At 69.4% G+C, this 20,621-nt stretch carries 21 protein-coding genes and 2 tRNA genes; 5 read left to right on the forward strand and 18 right to left on the reverse strand.

The window, feature by feature from the left end; all coding sequences use genetic code 11:
* Window positions 1-47: 47 nt before the first annotated feature.
* On the reverse strand, window positions 48-1,139 hold the full coding sequence (locus ACFYRH_RS20340) for a Gfo/Idh/MocA family protein (protein WP_387777113.1): 1,092 nt from the start codon (window positions 1,137-1,139) through the stop codon (window positions 48-50).
* 74 nt (window positions 1,140-1,213) lie between these two features.
* Between ACFYRH_RS20340 and ACFYRH_RS20345 the strand changes: the two genes are divergently transcribed.
* Entirely contained in the window at window positions 1,214-2,335 is a 1,122-nt protein-coding gene (locus tag ACFYRH_RS20345; RefSeq protein ID WP_387777116.1) for an ROK family protein, read from the forward strand.
* A gap of 18 nt (window positions 2,336-2,353) precedes the next feature.
* On the opposite strand, the gene ACFYRH_RS20350 is transcribed toward ACFYRH_RS20345, so the two are convergent.
* The 3 genes from ACFYRH_RS20350 to ACFYRH_RS20360 form a co-directional block, all read right to left on the reverse strand.
* Complete coding sequence (locus ACFYRH_RS20350; protein ID WP_387777119.1) at window positions 2,354-3,259, reverse strand: aminoglycoside phosphotransferase family protein; 906 nt, start codon at window positions 3,257-3,259, stop codon at window positions 2,354-2,356.
* Window positions 3,256-4,260: an NAD(P)H-dependent glycerol-3-phosphate dehydrogenase gene (locus ACFYRH_RS20355; protein ID WP_387777122.1), complete on the reverse strand. Its 1,005-nt coding sequence runs from the start codon at window positions 4,258-4,260 to the stop codon at window positions 3,256-3,258. The genes ACFYRH_RS20350 and ACFYRH_RS20355 overlap by 4 nt, the downstream gene beginning before the upstream one ends.
* Window positions 4,261-4,375: 115 nt before the next feature.
* On the reverse strand, window positions 4,376-5,122 hold the full coding sequence (locus tag ACFYRH_RS20360; protein ID WP_387777125.1) for a lysophospholipid acyltransferase family protein: 747 nt from the start codon (window positions 5,120-5,122) through the stop codon (window positions 4,376-4,378).
* 53 nt (window positions 5,123-5,175) lie between these two features.
* Here ACFYRH_RS20360 and cofC point away from each other — a divergent pair, with 53 nt between their 5' ends.
* Together cofC and ACFYRH_RS20370 are read left to right on the forward strand one after the other, a co-directional pair.
* Window positions 5,176-5,847, forward strand: coding sequence for a 2-phospho-L-lactate guanylyltransferase (cofC, locus tag ACFYRH_RS20365; RefSeq protein ID WP_387777128.1), 672 nt, complete (start codon window positions 5,176-5,178; stop codon window positions 5,845-5,847).
* A 1-nt stretch (window position 5,848) separates the two neighbouring features.
* The gene (locus ACFYRH_RS20370; protein ID WP_387777131.1) at window positions 5,849-6,055 is read left to right on the forward strand and encodes a hypothetical protein; all 207 of its coding nucleotides are present in this window, start codon (window positions 5,849-5,851) and stop codon (window positions 6,053-6,055) included.
* Window positions 6,056-6,177: 122 nt separating this feature from the next.
* Here the strand turns inward: ACFYRH_RS20370 and ACFYRH_RS20375 are convergent, their stop codons facing one another.
* From ACFYRH_RS20375 to leuC, 4 genes are all read right to left on the reverse strand, one after another.
* Complete coding sequence (locus ACFYRH_RS20375) at window positions 6,178-6,759, reverse strand: HU family DNA-binding protein (RefSeq protein WP_387777134.1); 582 nt, start codon at window positions 6,757-6,759, stop codon at window positions 6,178-6,180.
* Window positions 6,760-6,918: 159 nt separating this feature from the next.
* The gene (gene corA, locus ACFYRH_RS20380; RefSeq protein WP_387777137.1) at window positions 6,919-8,097 is read right to left on the reverse strand and encodes a magnesium/cobalt transporter CorA; all 1,179 of its coding nucleotides are present in this window, start codon (window positions 8,095-8,097) and stop codon (window positions 6,919-6,921) included.
* A 292-nt stretch (window positions 8,098-8,389) separates the two neighbouring features.
* Complete coding sequence (leuD, locus tag ACFYRH_RS20385) at window positions 8,390-8,989, reverse strand: 3-isopropylmalate dehydratase small subunit (protein ID WP_387777140.1); 600 nt, start codon at window positions 8,987-8,989, stop codon at window positions 8,390-8,392.
* Between the two features lie 14 nt (window positions 8,990-9,003).
* Entirely contained in the window at window positions 9,004-10,428 is a 1,425-nt protein-coding gene (gene leuC, locus ACFYRH_RS20390) for a 3-isopropylmalate dehydratase large subunit (protein ID WP_387777143.1), read from the reverse strand.
* Between the two features lie 105 nt (window positions 10,429-10,533).
* Here leuC and ACFYRH_RS20395 point away from each other — a divergent pair, with 105 nt between their 5' ends.
* A complete protein-coding gene (locus ACFYRH_RS20395; RefSeq protein WP_130387568.1) occupies window positions 10,534-11,253 on the forward strand; it encodes an IclR family transcriptional regulator in 720 nt (239 codons plus the stop codon).
* A gap of 71 nt (window positions 11,254-11,324) precedes the next feature.
* Window positions 11,325-11,888, forward strand: a complete 564-nt coding sequence (locus ACFYRH_RS20400; protein ID WP_387777146.1) for an HdeD family acid-resistance protein — start codon at window positions 11,325-11,327, stop codon at window positions 11,886-11,888.
* Window positions 11,889-11,919: 31 nt separating this feature from the next.
* Here the strand turns inward: ACFYRH_RS20400 and ACFYRH_RS20405 are convergent, their stop codons facing one another.
* From ACFYRH_RS20405 to ACFYRH_RS20450, 10 genes are all read right to left on the reverse strand, one after another.
* Window positions 11,920-12,900 carry a LacI family DNA-binding transcriptional regulator gene (locus ACFYRH_RS20405; RefSeq protein WP_387777149.1) on the reverse strand — a complete coding sequence of 327 codons (981 nt, stop codon included), beginning with the start codon at window positions 12,898-12,900 and terminating at the stop codon, window positions 11,920-11,922.
* Window positions 12,884-13,801 (reverse strand): nucleoside hydrolase, encoded by a 918-nt coding sequence (locus ACFYRH_RS20410; RefSeq protein ID WP_387777152.1) that lies wholly within the window; start codon window positions 13,799-13,801, stop codon window positions 12,884-12,886. The genes ACFYRH_RS20405 and ACFYRH_RS20410 overlap by 17 nt, the downstream gene beginning before the upstream one ends.
* A gap of 16 nt (window positions 13,802-13,817) precedes the next feature.
* Entirely contained in the window at window positions 13,818-14,636 is an 819-nt protein-coding gene (locus tag ACFYRH_RS20415; protein WP_387777155.1) for a carbohydrate ABC transporter permease, read from the reverse strand.
* Entirely contained in the window at window positions 14,633-15,493 is an 861-nt protein-coding gene (locus ACFYRH_RS20420) for a carbohydrate ABC transporter permease (protein WP_387777157.1), read from the reverse strand. Before ACFYRH_RS20420 ends, ACFYRH_RS20415 begins: the two co-directional genes overlap by 4 nt.
* Window positions 15,490-16,809, reverse strand: coding sequence for an extracellular solute-binding protein (locus ACFYRH_RS20425; RefSeq protein WP_387777159.1), 1,320 nt, complete (start codon window positions 16,807-16,809; stop codon window positions 15,490-15,492). Before ACFYRH_RS20425 ends, ACFYRH_RS20420 begins: the two co-directional genes overlap by 4 nt.
* Before the next feature lie 258 nt (window positions 16,810-17,067).
* Window positions 17,068-17,143 (reverse strand) — tRNA-Glu (locus tag ACFYRH_RS20430).
* Between the two features lie 78 nt (window positions 17,144-17,221).
* Window positions 17,222-17,293, reverse strand: a tRNA-Gln gene (locus ACFYRH_RS20435).
* Between the two features lie 118 nt (window positions 17,294-17,411).
* Window positions 17,412-18,314, reverse strand: coding sequence for a CPBP family intramembrane glutamic endopeptidase (locus ACFYRH_RS20440; RefSeq protein WP_387777162.1), 903 nt, complete (start codon window positions 18,312-18,314; stop codon window positions 17,412-17,414).
* Complete coding sequence (gene gltX / locus ACFYRH_RS20445; protein WP_387777165.1) at window positions 18,311-19,834, reverse strand: glutamate--tRNA ligase; 1,524 nt, start codon at window positions 19,832-19,834, stop codon at window positions 18,311-18,313. The genes ACFYRH_RS20440 and gltX overlap by 4 nt, the downstream gene beginning before the upstream one ends.
* The gene (locus ACFYRH_RS20450) at window positions 19,827-20,615 is read right to left on the reverse strand and encodes a fumarylacetoacetate hydrolase family protein (protein WP_387777168.1); all 789 of its coding nucleotides are present in this window, start codon (window positions 20,613-20,615) and stop codon (window positions 19,827-19,829) included. The genes gltX and ACFYRH_RS20450 overlap by 8 nt, the downstream gene beginning before the upstream one ends.
* Window positions 20,616-20,621 lie beyond the last annotated feature (6 nt).

Consider the following 20,621-nt stretch of genomic DNA (forward strand, 5'->3'; position numbering starts at 1 on the left):
CTCCTAGTTCTTGGGGTTCTCGACTGGTTGTCGGCTCAGTTCTCGGCTCAGTTCTCGACGGTGACCCAGGCAGCGTCGGCGGCCGCCGAGCGCAGCACGGCGTCGACCACGCGTGCCGACCGCGCGCCGGCGGCGAAATCGGGCAGGCCGTCCGGGTGGTCCCCGAGCACGGCGGCATAGCTGTCGGCGACGAACGAGTCGAACGCGTCCTGGTACCCCTGAGCGTGCCCGGCCGGCAGCCGGTTCACCCGCGCGGCCGGCGGGCTGAGCGTCTCGGGATCGCGGGTCAGCACCTGCGAGGCGTCCCGGCGGCCGACCCACAGCCGGTCCGGGTCCTCCTGGTCGAAACCGAAGCTCGACTCGGTGCCGGACACCTCGAGGTACAGCCGGTTCTTGCGGCCGGCGGCGACCTGGCTGACCACGATCGTGCCGACCACGCCGGCCTCGGTCCGGAACTGCGCCGTGGCCAGGTCCTCGGTCCTTACCTCGACGCCGCCACGTTGCGCGCGGACGGTCCGCAGCTGGGCACTGATCGCGGCGATCCGGTCGCCCGTGACGAACTCGGTCAGGTCACACCAATGCGATCCGATGTCGGCGAAGGTCCGCGACGGACCGCCGGTGGTGTCGTCCACGCGCCAGTTCTGGTCGTCGGCCCCGGCGAGCCAGTCCTGCAGGTACGAGCCGTGCAGGCTGGTGATCACCCCGGCGTCGCCCGCGGCGATCCGGGTCCGCAGCTCGCGGACCATCGGGTGGTAGCGGTACACGAACGGCACGGCGCCGACCAGGCCCGCCTCCTGCGCCGCGGCCGACAGCCCGGCGGCGTCCTGCACCGAGGTGGCGAGCGGCTTCTCGCAGACCACGTGCTTACCGGCTTCGAAGGCCTTCAGCGTGACCTCGCGGTGCGTGTTGTTCGGCGTACAGACGTGGACCAGGTCGACGTCGGCGGCCAGCAGCTCGTCGAGCGTCGCGAACCCGCGCTCGGCGCCGGTCGCCTCGGCCGCTGCCTCGGCTCGCGCCGGTGACGATCCGACAGCACCGACGACCGTGGCGCCGGAAACCAGCGCGGCGCGACCGTGCACCTGGCCCATGAAGCCGCCGCCGACGATCCCGACCTTGAGCTTTCGCGCGTTGGTGGACACGTCGAAGGACGCTATGGGACCCTTTTGAATCCTGTCAAGCAAAAGTCCACGACCAGCACGACGAAAGTCCGGTGATGAGCGATCTGGCGACGACGGACCAGGTACTGCGGTTACTGCTCGACGGGCAGCCGCGGACTCGGGCCGAGCTGATCGAGCTCAGCGGTCTGGCCCGGTCGACGGTCACCGGCCGGATCGAGGAGCTGCTCGCGGCGGGGCTCGTCGTACCGTCCGGGGAGGCGGCGTCGACCGGCGGACGGCCGCCGGCCCGCTTCCGGTTCAACCCGACGGCGCGGCTCGTGCTGGCCGCGGACATCGGCGCGACGCACCTGTCGGTCGCCCTCACCGACCTGACCGGCGAGATCCTGCACCGCTCGACGACGCCGCTGCGGATCGACGAGGGTCCGGAAGTCGTCCTCGCCGCCGTCGCCCGCGCCGGCCTCGCGCTGCTCCGGGAGGCCGGCCGCTCCCCCGCCGACCTGGCCGGCACCGGCGTCGGGCTGCCCGGTCCGGTCGAGCACAGCACCGGACGGCCCAACCATCCGCCGATCATGCCCGGCTGGGATTCGTACGATGTCGTCGGCCGGCTCGGCCGCGAGCTCCCGGGACCGGTGCTGGTCGACAACGACGTGAACATCATGGCGCTCGGCGAGCACGCGACGGCGTACCCGGACGTCGACGACCTGCTGTTCGTGAAAGTTGCCACTGGCATCGGTGCGGGCATGATCAGCGGCGGCCGTCTGCACCGCGGCGCCCAGGGCGCGGCCGGCGACATCGGGCATATCCAGATCCTCGGCCGCACCGAGCTCTGCCGGTGCGGGAACCACGGCTGCCTGGAAGCGATCGCCTCCGCGACCGCACTGGCCGCCGGACTCGAGGGCGCCACCACCAGCCAGGACATCGTCGACCTGGTGCGCTCCGGCAACACCGCCGCCACCACGGCGGTCCGGCAGGCCGGCCGCGAGATCGGCACTGTGCTGGCCGCCGCGGTCAGCCTGCTGAACCCGTCGCTGATCGTGCTCGGCGGCTCGCTGTCCCAGGCCGGCGACAGCCTGCTGGCCGGTATCCGCGAGACCGTCTACGCCCGATCGTTGCCCTTGGCCACCACCGGCCTGCAGGTCGTGACCACCCGCGCCGCCCACGACGCCGCCCTCCGCGGCGCCGCCATCCTGGTCCAGCAACAGGCACTGGCGACCTGACGCCAGCTCCGGATCGGGTCACGCCCAGGCGATGGCGAGCTGCTCCGCGGCCGCGACCAGGCGGTCCAGGAGTACGCCGCTGCGGGCTCGGCCGAAGCCGTTGCGGCGGCCGTAGTACGAGCCTTGGACGCAGCGGAGCTGGGCCCAGCGGCGGATTCGGTCGCGGTCCAGGTCCGCGGCTTCGGCGAAGATCTCCAGCTCGCGTTGCAACGGCGTCGCCAGGTCGCCGGAGTCCAGGTACGGAAGGACGCGTGGGAGGAGCAGCGTCCCGCCGTCGTACGCCGGGTCGCCGACGTACCCCTTCGGGTCGACGGCCAGCCAGGGCTCGCGGTCGGCGCGGAGGATGTTGCGGGCATGGAAGTCACCGTGCACGACGAGCTCCGGCTGCTCCCGACCGAGCTCGTCGACCACATCGAGCGCCGCGTCCACCACCCGTGTCGGCAGCGCGTCCGGGAACTCGGCCGCGCCCGACCGAACCTCGTCGTACCACTCGTCGGCGCGATCGGAGAGCCGCGGCAAGTGGTCCGGCGCCGCGATCGTCAGGCGCTTGCTCAACTCCCCCGCCACCGCGGGGATCTGGTCGTTGTCCTCGAGGCCGATCAGCTGTTCCGCGTGCGTCCGCTCGAGCAGCAAGGCGTAGCGCGCGTCGTCGTGTTGATGCAGCCGTACGGCGCCGCGCCCACCCCACGCCTCGAAGGCGTCGGCCTCGTAGTCGTTGCCCGGGTGCGGGAACGAGATCTTCACCACCCGGTCGCCCGCGACCGGGATCACGATGCCGACCTCGCCGTGCATCGTGGCGCCGTCCGGCTCGACGTTCCAGCTGCTCAGCACGTCGTCCACGATCGACGGCAGCTCGGCGATCCACGCCCGGCCGCGATCGCCTTCGCGGGCGATGGTGGACTCGGCGAACTTCTCCGGGATCATCCCCAGCGCTCCGACTTGGCCGAGCGGGAGACCAGGCTGAACAGCATGTCCTTCGGCGTCATCTCGCCTGCCACCACCTTGGTGACGTGCTCGGCGATCGGCATCTCGACGTCGTGCCGGTGCGCCAGCTCGCTGATCGACGCACACGACTTCACGCCCTCGGCGACCTGCCGGGTGCCGCCGGCGATCTCGGCGACCGTCAGGCCCTGCCCGAGCTTCTCGCCGAAGGTCCGGTTCCGCGACAGCGGTGACGAGCAGGTCGCCACCAGGTCCCCGAGTCCGGCCAGGCCCGCGAACGTGTGCTCGTCCGCGCCGAGCGCCGTACCCAGGCGGGCGATCTCGGCCAGGCCGCGGGTGATGACCGAGGCGCGGGCGTTGTCGCCGAAGCCGAGGCCGACCGCCATCCCGACGGCGAGCGCGATCACGTTCTTGCAGGCACCGCCGAGCTCACAGCCGACCACGTCGTTGTTCGTGTACGGGCGGAACGTCGGCGAATGACACAGCTTCTGCAACCGTGCCGCGGTGCCCTCGTCCGCGCACGCGACCACCGATGCCGCGGGTTGCCCCTCCGCGATCTCCCGCGCCAGGTTCGGCCCCGAGACGACCGCGATCCGCTCCGGACCCGCGCCGGTGAGCTCGGCGATCACCTCACTCATCCGCTTCGTCGTCCCGAGCTCGACGCCTTTCATCAGACTGACCAGCGGTACGGCGTTCGGCAGCACGCCGGCCCAGTCGGTCAGGTTCTCGCGTAACGACTGCGACGGGACCGCGAGCACCACCGCTTCGGCACCGTCGGCGGCCGCGGCCGGGTCGTGGGTTGCCGTGATCGCGTCCGGCAAGCGCAGTCCGGGAAGGTACTCGGCGTTCTCGTGTGCGCTGTTGATCGTCGCGCACAACGACTCCCGGCGGCCCCAGACCGACACCTGGTTCCCGGCGTTCGCGAGCACCACCGCGAACGCCGTACCCCACGAACCGGCGCCGAACACGGCTACTTTGGTCATCGGGCCTCCCGTCCTGGACTGAGCAGCGGATGGAGCGCGGCGACCGGAGCGACGAGGGAAGGACGAGAGTCACAGCCCGATGACCCGCCGCGCCGGAGGCGTGGCATCTGTACCGTCACGGCTTCTCCTCACGGCGGGCCTTGCGGAGATCGTAGAGCTCCTTGGGCGGGGTCTCACCGCGCAGTTCGCCGAGCGTCTCGGCGACCCGGGCCATGATCACCTCGGTTGCCTCGTGCAACAGCTCGTTGGTCAGCGGCTTGCCCTGGAACGCGCTCAGGTCGACCGGTGCCCCGGCCCGTACCTGCAGGGTCTTGCGCGGCAGTAGCCGGAACCGGACCTTGCCGGTGTAGGACTTGATGATCTCCTGGGCGCCCCAGTTCGCGATCGGGATCACCGGGCAGCCGGTCATCAACGCGATCCGGGCGGCGCCGGTCTTGCCGGTCATCGGCCACATGTCCGGGTCGCGGGTGATCGTCCCCTCCGGGTAAACGCCTACACACTCACCGCGTTCGACCGCGGCCACCGCGTCCCGGAACGCGTCCGCCGCCTGGGTGGAATCCCGATGCACCGGAATCTGCCCGGCGCTGGTGATGATCGTGCCGAGCACCGGGATCTTGAACAGCGACGCCTTCCCCAGGTACCGCGGGATTCGCCGGCACTCCCAGATGTAATACCCGAGCACCACCGGGTCGAAGTGCGAGATGTGGTTCGGCACGAACACCACACCGCCGGACCGGGGCATGTTCTCCCGGCCGGTGAAGCGGCATTTGGTGAACACGATCATGAACGGCTTGACGATCGCGACGATCAGACCGAACCAGAAGCCGCGCGGCGGCCGTGGGTCACTGCGCCGGCTGTCCACTTACTGCCTCCTGGTGCTCGTCCCGACCATCCGTCATGGGAGAATCCTGCCTGATGGCAGACCTACAGGTCGCTCCCTGGACCCTGGCGATCCCGGTGAAGCGTACGGCGATCGCGAAGAGCCGGCTCGCCCCGGCCTACCCTCAGCACCGTCCCGAACTGGCCCGCGCCTTCGCCGTCGACACTACTGCGGCCGCCCTCGCCTCTCCCCTGGTGCATGCCGTGCTGGTGGTCACCGACGACCCGATGGTCGCCGCGGACGTCACCGCGGCCGGTGCCCTGGTGGTTCCGGACCTCCCGGCCGAAGGGCTCAACGAAGCCTTGCTGCACGGTGCGACCGTGGCCGCCGCCGAGTTCCCGGGCCACGGCGTCGCGGCCCTGTCCGCGGACCTTCCCGCGCTGCGCCCGGCCGAGCTGACCGCCGTACTCGCGGCCTGCACGGCCCCACGGTCCTTCGTCGTCGACCTGCCCGGCACCGGTACGACGCTGCTCGCCGCCGCCCCCGGGGTGGCTCTGGATCCCCGCTTCGGCGTGGGTTCCGCGCTGGCCCACCAGGCCTCCGGCGCGGTCCCGATCGAACTGACCGGCATCGAGTCGGTACGCCGGGACGTCGACACCGCGGCGGATCTGGCGCACGCCGTCCAGCTCGGCGTCGGACCGGCGACCGCGGACGTGATGTCGCTGGTTCTCGGTGCCGCGACCGGGACCGAGGGTCTAGCCTGCTGACATGCAGGCAACCGTGAGCGCCTACGACAGTGAAACGTTCTCCGGCGCGGTACTGACCGACACCGGGATCGAGCTCCCGTTCACCGTGCACGCGGTCGCCGACACCCCGGTCCGGCATCTGCGGGTAGGCCAACGAGTACGCATCGAGACCACCGGGTCCGGTGCCGCGACCACCGTCACCAAGGTCGAGTTCGGCACCCGGCTCTAGAAGGTTGCCGTCGGCACCGCCGCTGTACCCCCGAACAACCGCGAAGGCCGGTCATCCCCTGGAGTGGGGTGACCGGCCTTCGCTGTACTACTGGTGACTGCTGATGCCGCAGTGCGTGAAGATCAGCGAGCGGTACGCTTCGCCGCGGTCTTCTTGGCGGGGGCCTTCTTGGCCGGCGCCTTCTTCGCGACGACCTTCTTGGCCGGGGCCTTCTTGGCAACGGTCTTCGCCGGCGCCTTCTTGGCAACGGTCTTCGCCGGCGCCTTCTTGGCGACCGTCTTGGCCGGGGCCTTCTTGGCGACCGTCTTCTTCGCGGCGGCGGTCTTGGTGGCAGCGGCCTTGGCCGGCGCGGCCTTCTTCGCCGGGGCAGCCGCCTTGGTGGCGGTCGCGGCCGGCTTCGGGACGACCAGCTTCGGCAGCTTCTTGGCACCGGAGACGACGGCCTTCAGCTCCGCACCGGCGCGGAACTTCGGAACCGTGGTCTTCTTGGCACGCTTGGTCTCACCGGTCCGCGGGTTGCGCACGATGCGCGCCCCACGCTCGATGGCCTCGAAGGCACCGAAACCGGTGATGGCGACCTTGCCGCCCTTCTTGGTCAGCTCACGCTGGACGGTGTCGATCACCGACTCCAGTGCGTGCTGGGCCTGGCGGCGGTTTCCGTCGAAGTGCACTGCGAGCGCTTCGACCAACTGGCTCTTGTTCACTGCTTCCCTCCGTGAACACTAGGCGTCGAGCACAGCGCTCGATCTCACAGGAACGTTATGGACTCAACACGCCGTTCACAAACACCAACGCGGCAATTCGGCCTTGTTTTGGGCGATTCGGGCCACAATTTCGCCCGATTCGGCCCTGGAGAGCCCTTTTCAGAGCCAACCGCGGCGTTTGAAGATCTGGTGCAGACCTCCACAGACCAAGGCCATCAGGCCGATCGCGAACGGGTATCCGTACTGCCAGTGCAGCTCCGGCATCTTGTCGAAGTTCATCCCGTAGACCGTCCCGATCAGCGTCGGGGCGAACAGGATCGCCGCCCAGGCAGAGATCCGCTTCACCTCTTCGTTCTGCTCGCTGCTGGCGATCGCGAGGCTCTTCATCTCCTCGTTCTGCTGCTGGGCCACCAGGGTCGCGTTCACCGTCAGGATGTCCCGGAGCAGCTCGCGGAACCCGTCCACCTTCTCCACCACCTCGGTGACGTGATCGGCCACGTCCCGCAGTGAACGTTGCAGTTCCTCGTCCACGCCGTACTTCTGGAACCCGCCACGGAGTTGCTCGAGCATGCCGATCAGCGGCCGGGTGGCGCGCTGGAACTCGATCACCTCACGGGACAGTTCGTAGATCCGCCGGGACACCTTGGGGTCACCGCGGAACACCTCGGTCTCGATCTCGTCGATGTCGTTCTCCAGACCGGCGACCACCGGTGCGTACCCGTCGACGACCTTGTCCATGATCGCGTACAGCACCGCTTCGGCGCCGCGGCTGAGGAGCTCGGGGTCGCGCTCGACGCGGCGTCGTACCGCTGCCAGGTTGGGCGCTTCGGCATGCCGGACCGTCACCACGAAGTCCGGGCCGACGAAGACGTGCACCTCACCGAACTCGACCTCCTCGGTCGCGTCCCGGTACCGCGCGGCCTTCAGGACCACGAACAGGGTCTCGCCGTAACGCTCCAGCTTCGGCCGCTGATGGGCCTCGTTCGCGTCCTCGATCGCGAGCTCGTGCAGGTCGAACTCCTGCGCCAGCGAGGCGAGCTCGCGGCGGTCCGGCCGGTACAGGCCGATCCAGGCCAGGCTGTGTGCGGCCCGGTTCTCGATCGTGTGCAACGCGGAATAGGTGTCCGCGAGCGAACTCGGCGTCGAGACCCGGCGGCCGCCGCAGTAGATCGCGCTGTCGACGACGCTGTGCCCGTTGGGCAACTGCTGGTCGCGCGGCTGCTTCTCGGCCGGCTCGAGCGGCGCAGGGGCCGCGGTGGCGGCGTGCTTGCGGGCGGCGGCGCGCAGTGACGGAGTACGGCTGAACGCACGGATCGTGCGCAGGCGCAGGTCGGACATAGGTCCTCCAGGTGCGGTGGCATCAAGTGAAAGAGGGGCGCACGTCTGCCCGACCCGCAACTACTGGAGGAGAAAGCTGAAAGCGGTCAGCTCCTCGGCGGCCGAGCGAGACCGGTATGTCTGGAGGGCTCACTGTTCATCAGAGCCTCACCTCCTCGGTCTCGCAAGCCTTGTACTGACACGTCCTTCGGGGACGACGCCAGGGTAACACCGAAGTTATCGCCACCGACCATCCGAACGTTACGGCGGCGATAACTCCGTGAGTGCTGCTGGGGGTGCTTCTGGGGGAGTTTCAGGCCTTCGCCGGAAGGGTCGCCGGCTTGAAGGACGGCCGGGTCGCTTCGTAGGCAGCGATCTCGTCCGCGTGCGACAGCGTGATGCCGACGTCGTCCAGACCGTTCAGCAGCCGGTAGCGCGTGTAGTCGTCGATCTCGAAGGGTGCCGAGACGTCACCGGCCGAGATCGTCTTGTTTTCCAGGTCCACCGTGACCTTGGTGCCCGGGTCGGACTCGACCGCGGTCCACAGCTGCTCCACGACCTCCTGCGTGACCAGGGCCGCGAGCAACCCGGCCTTGCCCGAGTTGCCGCGGAAGATGTCGCCGAACCGCGACGACACGACCACGCGGAACCCGTAGTCGAGCAGCGCCCAGACCGCGTGCTCCCGCGAGGATCCGGTGCCGAAGTCCGGGCCCGCGACGAGCACCGAGACCCCGTCGTACTCCGGCTTGTTCAGGACGAACTCGGGGTCGTTGCGCCAGGCCGCGAACAGGCCGTCCTCGAAGCCGGTCCGGGTGACCCGCTTCAGGTACACGGCCGGGATGATCTGGTCGGTGTCGACGTTGCTGCGGCGCAGCGGGGCCGCCGTACCGATGTGCTGGGTGAAGGCTTCCATGATTCCGTTGCTCCTCAGGCGTTCGCGGGTACGGCGACGGGCGGCAGGTCGGCCGGAGCGGCCAGCGTCCCGGTGACGGCGGTCGCGGCGGCGACCAGCGGCGACACCAGGTGGGTCCGGCCACCCTTGCCCTGGCGGCCTTCGAAGTTCCGGTTCGAGGTGGAGGCGCTGCGCTCCCCCGGGGCCAGCGTGTCCGGGTTCATCCCCAGGCACATCGAGCAGCCCGCGCCCCGCCATTCGGCGCCGGCGTCCTTGAAGATCGTGTCCAGGCCCTCGGCCTCGGCCTGCAGCCGGACCCGGCCGGAGCCCGGGACCACCAGCATCCGGGTGCCCTCGGCAACCTTCCGGCCGGCCAGCACGCCGGCCGCGGCCCGCAGGTCCTCGATCCGGCCGTTGGTACAGGAGCCCAGGAACACCGTGTCCACGTGGATCTCGCGCAGCGGCGTACCGGCGGTCAGGCCCATGTACTCCAGGGCACGCTCGGCCGCGGCCTTGTCGTTGGGGTTGTCGAAGTCGTCCGGCGACGGCACGCTGGCCGACAGCGGGAGGCCCTGACCCGGGTTCGTCCCCCAGGTGACGAACGGCGCGATCTCCTCGGCGCGGATCACGACCTCACGGTCGAAGGTCGCGTCCTCGTCGGTCGCCAGGCTCTTCCAGTACTCGACGGCGGCCTCCCAGTCGACGCCTTCAGGCGCGTGCGGCTTGCCCTTCAGGTACTCGAAGGTGGTCTCGTCCGGCGCGATCATGCCGGCCTTGGCGCCCCACTCGATCGACATGTTGCAGATCGTCATCCGGGCCTCCATGCTGAGCGCCCGGATCGCCTCGCCGCGGTACTCGACGATGTAGCCCTGGCCGCCGCCGGTGCCGACCTTCGCGATCAGCGCCAGCACCAGGTCCTTGGCCGAGACCCCGTCCGGCAGGACGCCGTCGACAGTGACGGCCATCGTCTTCGGCCGGGCCTGCATCAGCGTCTGGGTGGCGAGCACGTGCTCGACCTCGCTGGTACCGATGCCGAAGGCAATCGCCCCGAAGGCACCGTGGGTCGAGGTGTGGCTGTCACCACACACCACGGTCATGCCGGGCTGGGTCAGGCCGAGCTGCGGGCCGATCACGTGGACGACACCCTGGTCCGGGTCGCCGAGGGTGTGGATCCGGATGCCGAACTCCTCGGCGTTCTTCCGCAGCGTGTCCACCTGGGTGCGCGACACCGGGTCGGCGATCGGCTTGTCCACGTCGAACGTCGGGACGTTGTGGTCCTCGGTGGCGATCGTCAGGTCGGGACGGCGTACCGACCGGCCGGCCAGCCGCAGCCCGTCGAACGCCTGCGGACTCGTCACCTCGTGGACCAGGTGGAGGTCGATGTAGAGGAGGTCGGGTTCTCCGTCGGCATGGCGCACGACATGCGCATCCCAGACCTTTTCCGACAACGTCCTACCCATCAGACTCTCCTTTGAGATTGGATTGTGGTGCTTTCGCTCACAGTGCTCTCGATTGGTCCCCGGAAGCGACTTGCGTTCCACGATTCGAGACGGCAGTATCGTCTCATGGACAACTCTAGCGGAGTCGGTGTTCTCGACAAAGCAGCCCTCGTTCTGTCCGCCCTGGAGTCCGGGCCGGCGACCCTGGCCGGCCTGGTGGCGGCGACGGGGCTGGCCCGCCCGACGGCGCACCGGCTGGCAGTCGCTCTCGAGCACCACCGCCTGGTCGGTCGCGACATGCAGGGCCGCTTCGTGCTCGGGCCGCGACTCAGCGAGTTGGCCTCCGCCGCCGGTGAGGACCGGCTGCTCGCCACCGCCGGCCCGGTGCTGGCGCGACTGCGGGACATCACCGGTGAATCCGCGCAGCTGTTCCGCCGCCAGGGTGAGTACCGGGTGTGCGTTGCCGCCGCCGAGCGACCGTCCGGTCTCCGCGACACCGTCCCGGTCGGCAGCCAGCTGACGATGGCGGCCGGGTCTGCCGCCCAGATACTGCTGGCCTGGGAGGACCCGGAGCGGATGCACCGCGGCCTCCACAACGCTTCCTTCAACGCCGCCGCGCTGGCCGGTGTCCGGCGGCGCGGCTGGGCGCACTCGGTCGGTGAGCGCGAGCAGGGCGTGGCCTCGGTGTCCGCCCCGGTCCGCTCCCCCAGCGGCAAGGTGATCGCCGCGGTGTCGGTCTCCGGCCCGATCGAGCGGCTGTCCCGGCAGCCCGGCCGGATGCACGCTCCCGCCGTGATGGCGGCCGCCGAGCGACTCTCCGAGGCCCTGCGGCGGGCATCGGAGTAGTTGTCACGGGTGGTTGTCACGCGGCGTAACTGGGATCACCATGAGGGTTAAACCCCTCAAGGAGGTCCGACATGGAGCGAGACTGGCTGACTCTCGGATGGAAGATGCTGCTCGTGCGGGGCGTGCTCGGCATCGTGTTCGGTGTGCTCGCGATCGTGTGGCCGATCCACACGGCGATCGCGCTGGCGCTGCTGTGGGGCTTCTGGGCCCTCGCCGACGGCATCGGCTCGATCGTGCAGGCCTTCCAGCGGGAGTCCCGCGGTAGCCGGCTCTGGCTGGTGACGCTCGGCGTGATCGCGTTGCTGGCGGCCTTCTTCGCGATCACCAGCCCCGGGATGACCGCGGCGACGCTGACCTGGATCCTCGGGATCTGGCTGATCGTCCGGGGCGTCTTCGAGCTCGCCGGGGCCTTCAGCAGTCAGCAGGTGATGCCGCGCTGGCTGCTGGTCGTGAACGGTCTGTTGTCGTTGCTGATCGGCGTGCTGTTCGCCGCTCGGCCGGGCGCCGGCGCGGTGAGTATCGCCGTACTGCTGGGGATCTCGGCCCTGGTCTGGGGCGCCGTGCTGATCGGCGTCGCCCTGTCCGTGCGCCACGTCGCGGCCGGCCCGGCAGAAACCAGCCCGTCACCCGCCTGACCACCTCCCCCGGCGCCGTCCGGCGACGGGGCTAACAACCGCAGGACGTGCTGGGGACCAGCCCGTAGTCGAGCACGTGCCGTGCCGCCGCCCGGTCGGACCGGTCGAGCAACAGCTCGACGGCGCTCCGCGCGGTCTCCTCGATCGGCTGCCGGACGCTGGCCAACGGCGGGATCGTCACCGTGCACTCGCTGGTGCCGTCGAAACCCATCACCGCCACGTCTTCCGGCACCCGCAGTCCGGCTTCCCATGCCGCGAACAGCACGCCGAACGCCTGCTCGTCCGTCGAACAGTAGATCGCCCGCGGCGGCCGCTTCTGTTCGAACCACGCCCGTACGGCGTCCCGCGCCGCGAACCGTGACACCGGCGCGGCGACGTACCGAGCCGAGGCCCGGGGGTGCGCCTTCAGTGCGTTCTCGATACCGCTGCGGTGTTCCGCCGTACCCGGTGATTCCTCGGGACCGGTGACGATCCCGAGGGTGCGGTAGCCGTGGGACAGCAGGTGCTCGGCGGCGCCCTCGGCGGCGGCGACGTAGTCGATGGACAGCGTCGACACGGTCACCCCCTCGGGAACGGGGTGCAGGGCAACGACCGGTACGCCGGCCGCCGCGAACCGCTGGATCGCGGGCTCGACCAGCAACGAGACGAGCACGACGCCGTCGACCTTGCGCTCGATGAACGATCCGATGTGCGCCGACTCCTGCTCGGGATCGCCGGCCGAGTCACCGATCAGCAGCAGGTGGTCGTGCTGCCGGGCGAAGCTCTCCAGGTGTTCGGCCAGCGTGGCGAAGTACGGGTTGCGGATCTGCGGGATCAGCAGACCGAGCGAGTAGGTGCGTCCCGCACTCAGGGCGCGGGCGAGGATGTTCGGCCGGTAGTCCAGCTCCGCCGCGGCCTCCAGCACGCGCCGGCGGGTCTCCGCCGACACCGGCCGGGGGCCGTTGTTGAAGACGTAGCTGACGACCGCGGTGGACGTGCCGGCCCGCTCCGCGACGTCACGCGCGGTCGCCATCGATTTCCCCATCCGCCGCGGGACAGGCCGCGCCCGCGGCCACGATGCGGGCCGTGATCTCCTCGGCCACCTGCTCGGCGTCGACCCCCGTGACAATCCGCACGGTGCCCTCGGGATCCGCGGTGAACGTGCTGTGCCCGGCCTGTTCCCCGCCGACCGCGATCGTGATCCGGCCCGGTTCCGAGAACGTGAACAGTTCCGGCCGGCTCAGGGTCAGGACGGCGATCGGGTCGTGCGGCACGTTCCAGGTCTCGCTCCAGAACGCCCACCACTGCTCGATGTCCGCGCCCAAGGCCGCACCCAAGGCACCCGCGGCCCGGATCCGCTCCAGGCGCGCGGACTCGATCGTCACCTGACGCGTGATCTCCAGACCGGTGATCGTGGTCGGGATGCCCGCGCTCAGGACGGTCTGCGCCGCGACGTCGTCGGACTTGAAGTTGTGCTCCGGCACCTCGTCACCGAACGAGCCGCCCATCACCCACAGATGCCGGATCCAGCGCGCAGCCTCGGGTTCGAGCGCCAGCGCGGCGGCAAGGTTGGTCAGCGGTCCGATCGCCGCGACGTCGAGCTCACCAGGTTGCGCTCGCAGCCGTGCGACCAGCCGCTCGGGCGCACTGCCCGCGCTGATCGTCTCGCGCTCCAGGTCGTCGTGCAGCGTGCCCTCGTGCCCGGCCCACCAGACCGCACGCCCCGACACGGGCTGCACAACCCCTGGTACGACGTCCAGTTCGCGGCCCGCGAGGACGCCGTACCGACGAGCCAACTGCGCCCGCAGCCGGGTGTCGCCGTACACGGTGTGGACCTCGAGCAGATCGAGTTCGGGGCTGCCCAGGATCTGGGCGAGCGCCATCGCGTCGTCGACGTCGGACCCGATATCGGTGTCCAGGATGATGGATCGCACGGATTGCATGGTCTCCCTATTTCAGGCCGCTACTCGAGACGGACTGGACGAAGTACCGCTGGAAGCCGGCAATGACGACCAGCGGGATGACGGTCAGGACGACGGCCCCCGCGAACACGAGACCGTAGTCGGTGAAATTCTGGCCCTGCAGGTTCGAGAGCGCGACCGGACCGAGGATGTGCCGCGCGTCGGTGCCGATCAGCAGCGGCCAGACGTACGACTGCCACTGGAACAGGAACAGCATCAGGCCGGCGCCGATCAGCGCGGGCTTGGACAGCGGCAGGTAGATCCAGCGGAAGACGCCGAACCAGCCGAGCCCGTCGAGCCGCCCGGCCTCGACCAGTTCGGCCGGGATGCCGAGGAAGAACTGCCGGAGCAGGAAGATCGCCATCCCGTTGCCGATCCCGGGCAGCACCAGGCCGGTGAACGTGTTGGTCAGGTGCCAGTCCCGGAACATCGTCGACAGCGGGATCGCGATCGCGTCGAACGGCACCAGGAAGCTGAGTACGACGATCCCGAACACCAGCCCACGCCCGCGGAACTCGAACGCCGCCAGCCCGAACGCCGCGGTCGCGCAGACGGCGAGCCCGATCACGACCGTGGCGGCACTGACGACGATCGAGTTGAGCGTGGCGCGACCGATGTCGCTGCTCAGCAAGGACGAGTAGTTGGTCAGGGTCGGCCGCAACTCGAAGAACGTCTGCCAGGACAGTGGACTGAGGTTGGCGAACGTCTCCGAGCCCGGCCGCAGCGAGTTCGTCACGACCCACAGCAGCGGCAGGAAGAACAGCAGGCCGACGACTCCGCCGAGGACCGAGAGGCTGACCCGCTTCACTGGTCACCGCGCAACAACCGGAACTGTCCCGCCACGATGACGAGCGTCAGCGCGACCAGGATGACCACTTCGGCCTGCGCGACGTGGATGTCGCCGATCGCGTAGGCGCGGGTGTAGACGTCGTACATCAACAGGTTGCTGTTGCCGTTCGGGCCGCCCTTGGTGAGGATCTGGACTGGGGCGAACACGAGCAGGTTCGAGACCGTGTCGGCGACGAGTACGAAGGCGAGGGGCCGGCGTACCAGCGGGAGGATGACCGACACCATCCGGCGCCAGGCTCCCGCGCCGTCGAGCAGCGCGGCCTCCCGTACTTCGACCGGGACCTCCTGGATGCCCGCGATCAGGAAGAGCATCCAGTACCCGACGCCGATCCACGAGAGCAGCACGATCAGCGACGGCAACACCTGGCCGGACGACGTGAGGAACGGCTGTGCCGGGAGACCGAGTCGCTCGAGTACGCCGTTCGCGAGGCCGTCCGGTCGGTAGATGACACTCCAGATCACCGCCGACACCGCGGGCGGGGTCGCGATCGGCAGGATCACCAGCGTCCGCCAGAGCTTCGAGCCGGCCGCTTTCTGGGTGAAGAGGACCGCCAGCAGGAACGAGACGACCACCTGGATCGGGTTGACCAGGACCGTGAAGAGCAGCGTCACGCCGACCGACTGGCGCAAGTCCTTGTTCGCCAGCAGATCCGTGTAGTTGCCCAGCCCGGCGAACACCCGCCCGCCGCGCAGCAGACTCTCGGTGTAGAAGCTCTCGGTCACGGCCGAGATCGCCGGCACGATCCGCAGTACGGCGAGACAGACCAGCGCGGGCGCCAGGAAGGCCAGGGCGATGAGCCCCTGCCGCTGCCTCACTTGATGGACTTCCAGGCCTCGGTCAGCTGCCGCGTCGCCTCCTGCAGCCGCGCGTCCGGGTTCGTCCCGTTGCGGATGTCGGCGAACGCCTTCCCCATGACTTCCTCGAACTGGATGTACCCGACGCTCACCGGCCGCGACACCGCGGTGTGCTCACTCTCGTACGTCGTGATCGCGGCGGCGCCGGCGGTCTTCGCGCCCGAGAAGCGGTCCATCTGCGGGGTGTACTGCTTCTGCGCGTCGAGGTTCGCCGGGATGATCGTCGTCGTGCTCGTCGTGGCCAGGTTGCCGGCCGGGTCGAGGGTCGCGAACTCGAGGAACTTGCGGGCCATCCCCTGCTGCTTCGACGCCGGGTTGATGCCGAGCGACCAGGAGCCGGTCGGCGTGACCGGCTTGCCGCCCTGGAAGTACGGCAGCGGCGCGACGCCCCAGTCGATCTTGGAGCTGCCGAAGATCTTCAGGTCCCACGGTCCGCCGACGAAGAACGCGACGTCACCGGCCGCGAACACCGGACCGGTCTGGAACCCACCGATCCCGCGCGGCGACAGTCCGCTCGCGAACGTGGCGCCGTACCACTGCATCGCCTTCTTCCAGCCGTCGGTCTCGACGGCGGGCGTCAGGGCGTCGTCACCCTCGATCCCGGAGCCGCCGCCGAGCGACTCGGCCAGCGGCTGCAGCTGGTAGTACATGTCGAGCTGCTCCATGAACAGTCCGTACTTCGTCGCGCCCGCCTGCATCGCCTTCCGGCCGGCCGCCTCGGTCTGCTCCCAGGTCCAGCGCTGCTGCGGGTCCGCGGTCGGCGGCGTCACCTTCGCCTTCGCCAGCGCGGTCTTGTTGTAGAAGAGGTACTGGGTCGAGTTCCACATCGGCACCGACCACAGCTTGTCGCGGAAGTGATTGGTCTTGTACGCCGTCGCGCTCACCGAGCTCTTCACTCGGTCGTCGAGATCACTGAGGTCGGTCAGGAAACCCTTGGCGGCGAGCTGCGAGACCCGCGGCTCGTCGACCGTGTAGACGTCGATCCCGGTGTCCTTCGCGCTCAGCCGCTGCTGCATCGTCGCGTTGAACTGGTCGAACGGGATCTGCGTGTACGTGACCTTGATCCCCGGGTGCTTCGCCTCGAAGGCCTTGATCACGGGCTGGTAGGTCTCGGCGTTGTCGGTCCCGGCGAACGTGACGGTCCCGGTCTGCGGGCCTTGGTCGACGGCGGCCGGCGTACCGGAGTCCGACGTACCGCCGCAGCCGGCGGCGAGCAGGGCGGTCGCACCGAGGGCGGCGATCAGGGCGGCGGGACGGGCGAAGAGGTTCCGCGGCACGGCGATCCCCTTTCAACGACGGGCCAGAACGGCCGGAGGAGGGTCTAAGCGCTTAGACTCTAAGCGCTTAGACCCGAGAGTGTCCACCACTCCCGCTGTGCGGAAACTTTTCGCCACCCACCGCACTTTTTGTTCCGCAGAACTCGCCTACCGAGAGCCCGACGCCGCCGGCCACCCGCCGAGCCCACCCCGCCCCGCGCCCACCCCCGGCGCAACGCAACAGCGCCTCCCACCGAATGGTGGGAGGCGCTGTTTCTCTGGTAGCCCCGACGGGATTCGAACCCGCGCTACCGCCTTGAGAGGGCGGCGTGCTAGGCCGCTACACAACGGGGCCAGAGGTTTGTCATCCGGACCTTTCGGCCCGGGCAACGAGGTTGAACTCTACCGATTTCCATCGGTGCGGTCCAATCCGCTGGGGTACTAGGACTCGAACCTAGACTAACTGAACCAGAATCAGACGGGCTGCCAATTACCCCATACCCCAAAGGCATTTCACTGAGCTGGAGAGTTTGTTTCCGCCCTCACCAACCCGGCTCGGAGAGCTTACCCGAGCATCCGACCGGACACCAAAACGGGGTCCCTCCGGCGCGTTGTCACTCCTGTCACACCTGACTCTTCACGCGCTCGGTCGTCAGGTTCATCCGGCCCGCGATCCACAGTGCGACCGCGCCGAACGCCACGAACTTCACCACGTCGACGGTGACCAGCGACCACGGCGCGTCCTTGACCCCGAGGCTCGCGCCGACGCTGTTGGTCAGGGCCGCGAACACGAACGTCACCACGTTGTTCGCCGCATGCCCCGCGATGCCGGCCTCCAGGCCGCCCGTGCGGACCACGAGCACCCCGGCGACGAGCCCGAACGCGAACCGGTCCAGGAAGAGTGCCGGACTCTGCCACGGCCAGATCCCGTGCGCGGCGGTGAAGATCAGGGCGGTCACGAGGACGACGACCACGCTGCTCCGGGCCAGTGCGCCCATCGCCTGCAGCAGATAGCCACGGAAGTAGTACTCCTCGCCAGCAGCCTGGAACGTCGAGGTGAGCAGCGTGACGACGATCACCGCGATCGCATCGGACGCCGCGCCGCCGCTGTGCCGCTCGCCGGTCGCGAGCTCGATGTTGCCGAACTGCACGACCGCCAGCGCCAGCAACTCGATCACGATCGCGGCCAGCGCGAACCACGCCAGCGGCCGCCAGCGCAGCCCGCCGGCCACCGACGACAACAGCCCCGGTGCCTGGCGGTTGAGTTTGCGGGCGACCAGGATGCTGAGCGGGATCAGCACGATCAGCGACAGGTTCGTGGCCAGCAGCCCGAACCACGACATGGTGCCCTCGGGATCGGTCCGGATCGCCTGCTGGGCGCCGAGGATGATCAGACTGGCGATCATCCAGCCGACCAGGATCGCCAGCGACCCGAGGACGACGTACCCACGGGGTGCCTCGGGGGTGCGGAGCAGGTCCTGGTACTTCGTACCGTTCCGGGTCTGGTCCTTCGCGGGCACGGTCATGACGTCGTACGCCGGGCCTGCTCGAGCCGGCGCAGCGACGTCTCCCGTCCGAGCAGCTCGAGCGACTCGAACAGCGGCGGCGAGATCCGGCGGCCCGAGATCGCCACCCGGACCGGACCGAACGCGTTCTTCGGCTTCAGCCCGAGCCCGTCGATCAGCGCGGCGCGCAGCGCGGCCTCGATCGCCGCGGTCGTCCACTCGACGTCCGCGAGCGCCTTCGCCGACGCATCCAGGACGGCGCCGGCGTCTCCGGTCAGCACCTTCGCGGCCGCGTCCGGGTCGATCGTGAACGACGCGTCGTCGACGAAAAGGAACCCGACCATCTCGACGGACTCCCCGAGCGCGTTCATCCGCTCCTGCACCAGCGGTACGACGCCGCGCAGTACGGCGAGCTGCTCGTCCGACGGCTGGGCCGGCAGCAGCCCGGCCTCGGCGAGGAACGGGATCATCCGCTGCGCGAACTCCTCCGGCGGCAGCATCCGCATGTGCGCGGCGTTGATCGCCTCGCACTTCTTCGGGTCGAAGCGGGCCGAGTTCGCGTTCACCTTGCGGATGTCGAACGCCGCGACCATCTCCGCCATCGTGAACACGTCGCGGTCCTCGGCGATCGACCAGCCGAGCAGCGCCAGGTAGTTCAGCAGGCCCTCGGGCAGGAAGCCGCGCTCCATGTACTCGCCGAGGCCGGCGCCCGGGTCGCGCTTGGACAGCTTCTTGTTGCCCTCGGTCCCCATCACGAACGGCAGGTGCCCGAACTTCGGGATCCGGCCGCCGCCGATGCCGATCTCGGCGAGCGCCTCGTAGAGCGCGATCTGCCGCGGCGTCGACGACAGCAGGTCCTCACCGCGCAGCACGTGGGTGATCTCCATCAGCGCGTCGTCGACCGGGTTCACCAGCGGGTAGAGCGGGTAACCGTTCGCCCGGACCAGGACGTAGTCGCCGAGGTTCTCCGGGAGGAAGGTGATCTCGCCACGGACCAGGTCGTCGAACACGATCGGGCGGTCCGGCATCCGCAGTCGCACCACGGGCCGCCGGCCCTCGTCGACGTACGCCTGGATCTGCTCGGGGGTGATGGTGCGGCAATGACCGTCGTACCCGCTGTGCTGGCCGGCCGAGCGGGCGGCCTCACGGCGCTGGTCGAGCTCCTCCTGCGAGCAGTAGCAGTGATACGCCTTGCCCGCCGCGAGCAGCTTCGCGACGACGTCGGCGTAGATGTCCATCCGCTCGGACTGTTTGTACGGACCGTAGTCGCCGCCGTTGTCGGGGCCTTCGTCCCAGGTCAGGCCGAGCCACTGCAGCGACTCGAGCGTGTACCGGTAGCCCTCCTCGGTGTTGCGCGCGGTGTCGGTGTCCTCGATCCGGAGCACCAGCTTGCCGCCGTAGTGGCGGGCGAAGGCCCAGTTGAACAGGGCGCTGCGGATGTTGCCGACGGTCAGCAGGCCGGTCGGGGACGGTGGGAACCGCACCCGCACCTGGTGCGGTTCCAGGTCGCCCAGGACCTCCTTGTCGGCCCGGTCAGTCACGCACGATCACCTTGTTCGTCAGAGTGCCGATTCCTTCGACGCTGACCGAGACCTCGTCACCGGGCAGCATCGGGCCGACACCCGCGGGGGTGCCGGTGAGCACCACGTCGCCGGGCAGCAGCGTGGTGAAGGAGGTGATGTAGGCCAGCACCTCCGGGATGTCGAAGATGAACTGCGAGGTCCGCCCGTCCTGCTTGGTCTCGCCGTTGAGCTCGGTCGTGACCCGCAGGTCCGAGACGTCGAGCTCGGTGCTGATCCACGGGCCGAGCGGGCAGAACGTGTCGTACCCCTTGGCCCGGGCCCACTGCCCGTCGGTCTTCTGCAGGTCGCGCGCGGTCACGTCGTTCGCGATCGTGTAGCCGAAGATCACCTCGTTGACCCGCTCCTTCGGCAGGTCCCGGCAGATCCGGCCGATCACGATCGCCAGCTCGCCCTCGAAGTGCAGATCGTTGGTCTGCTCCGGGTAGACGATGCCGTCCCGCGGGCCGATCACACTCGTGTTCGGCTTCAGGAAGATCATCGGCTGCGTCGGTACGTCGTTGCCGAGCTCGGCCGCGTGTGCCGCGTAGTTCCGCCCGACGCAGACCACCTTGCTGCGCGGGATCACGGGCGCCAGCAGCCGGACGTCAGCCAGTTGCAGCTTCTCCCCGGTGAACTGGGCCGACCGGTACAGCGGGTCCGAGTCGAGCACGTTGACAGTACCGGCGAGCCCTTCGGGGTCGTCGGTCTCGACGACGCCGTACTTCGGCTCGTCATCCACGGAGAATCTGGCGATACGCACGGGCCG

The sequence above is a fragment of the Kribbella sp. NPDC004875 genome (assembly GCF_042873375.1).
Classification (GTDB): Bacteria; Actinomycetota; Actinomycetes; order Propionibacteriales; family Kribbellaceae; genus Kribbella.

Bases quoted from the DNA above. Each gene is read 5' to 3' on its own strand.
- ACFYRH_RS20370 (WP_387777131.1), top strand. From the start codon at position 5,849: ATGCAGGCAACCGTGAGCGCCTACGACAGTGAAACGTTCTCCGGCGCG.
- ACFYRH_RS20350 (WP_387777119.1), bottom strand. From the start codon at position 3,259: ATGATCCCGGAGAAGTTCGCCGAGTCCACCATCGCCCGCGAAGGCGAT.
- ACFYRH_RS20405 (WP_387777149.1), bottom strand. From the start codon at position 12,900: ATGGCGACCGCGCGTGACGTCGCGGAGCGGGCCGGCACGTCCACCGCG.
- cofC (WP_387777128.1), top strand. From the start codon at position 5,176: ATGGCAGACCTACAGGTCGCTCCCTGGACCCTGGCGATCCCGGTGAAG.
- ACFYRH_RS20345 (WP_387777116.1), top strand. From the start codon at position 1,214: ATGAGCGATCTGGCGACGACGGACCAGGTACTGCGGTTACTGCTCGAC.
- ACFYRH_RS20400 (WP_387777146.1), top strand. From the start codon at position 11,325: ATGGAGCGAGACTGGCTGACTCTCGGATGGAAGATGCTGCTCGTGCGG.
- corA (WP_387777137.1), bottom strand. From the start codon at position 8,097: ATGTCCGACCTGCGCCTGCGCACGATCCGTGCGTTCAGCCGTACTCCG.
- ACFYRH_RS20440 (WP_387777162.1), bottom strand. From the start codon at position 18,314: ATGACCGTGCCCGCGAAGGACCAGACCCGGAACGGTACGAAGTACCAG.
- leuC (WP_387777143.1), bottom strand. From the start codon at position 10,428: ATGGGTAGGACGTTGTCGGAAAAGGTCTGGGATGCGCATGTCGTGCGC.
- leuD (WP_387777140.1), bottom strand. From the start codon at position 8,989: ATGGAAGCCTTCACCCAGCACATCGGTACGGCGGCCCCGCTGCGCCGC.
- ACFYRH_RS20395 (WP_130387568.1), top strand. From the start codon at position 10,534: ATGGACAACTCTAGCGGAGTCGGTGTTCTCGACAAAGCAGCCCTCGTT.
- ACFYRH_RS20355 (WP_387777122.1), bottom strand. From the start codon at position 4,260: ATGACCAAAGTAGCCGTGTTCGGCGCCGGTTCGTGGGGTACGGCGTTC.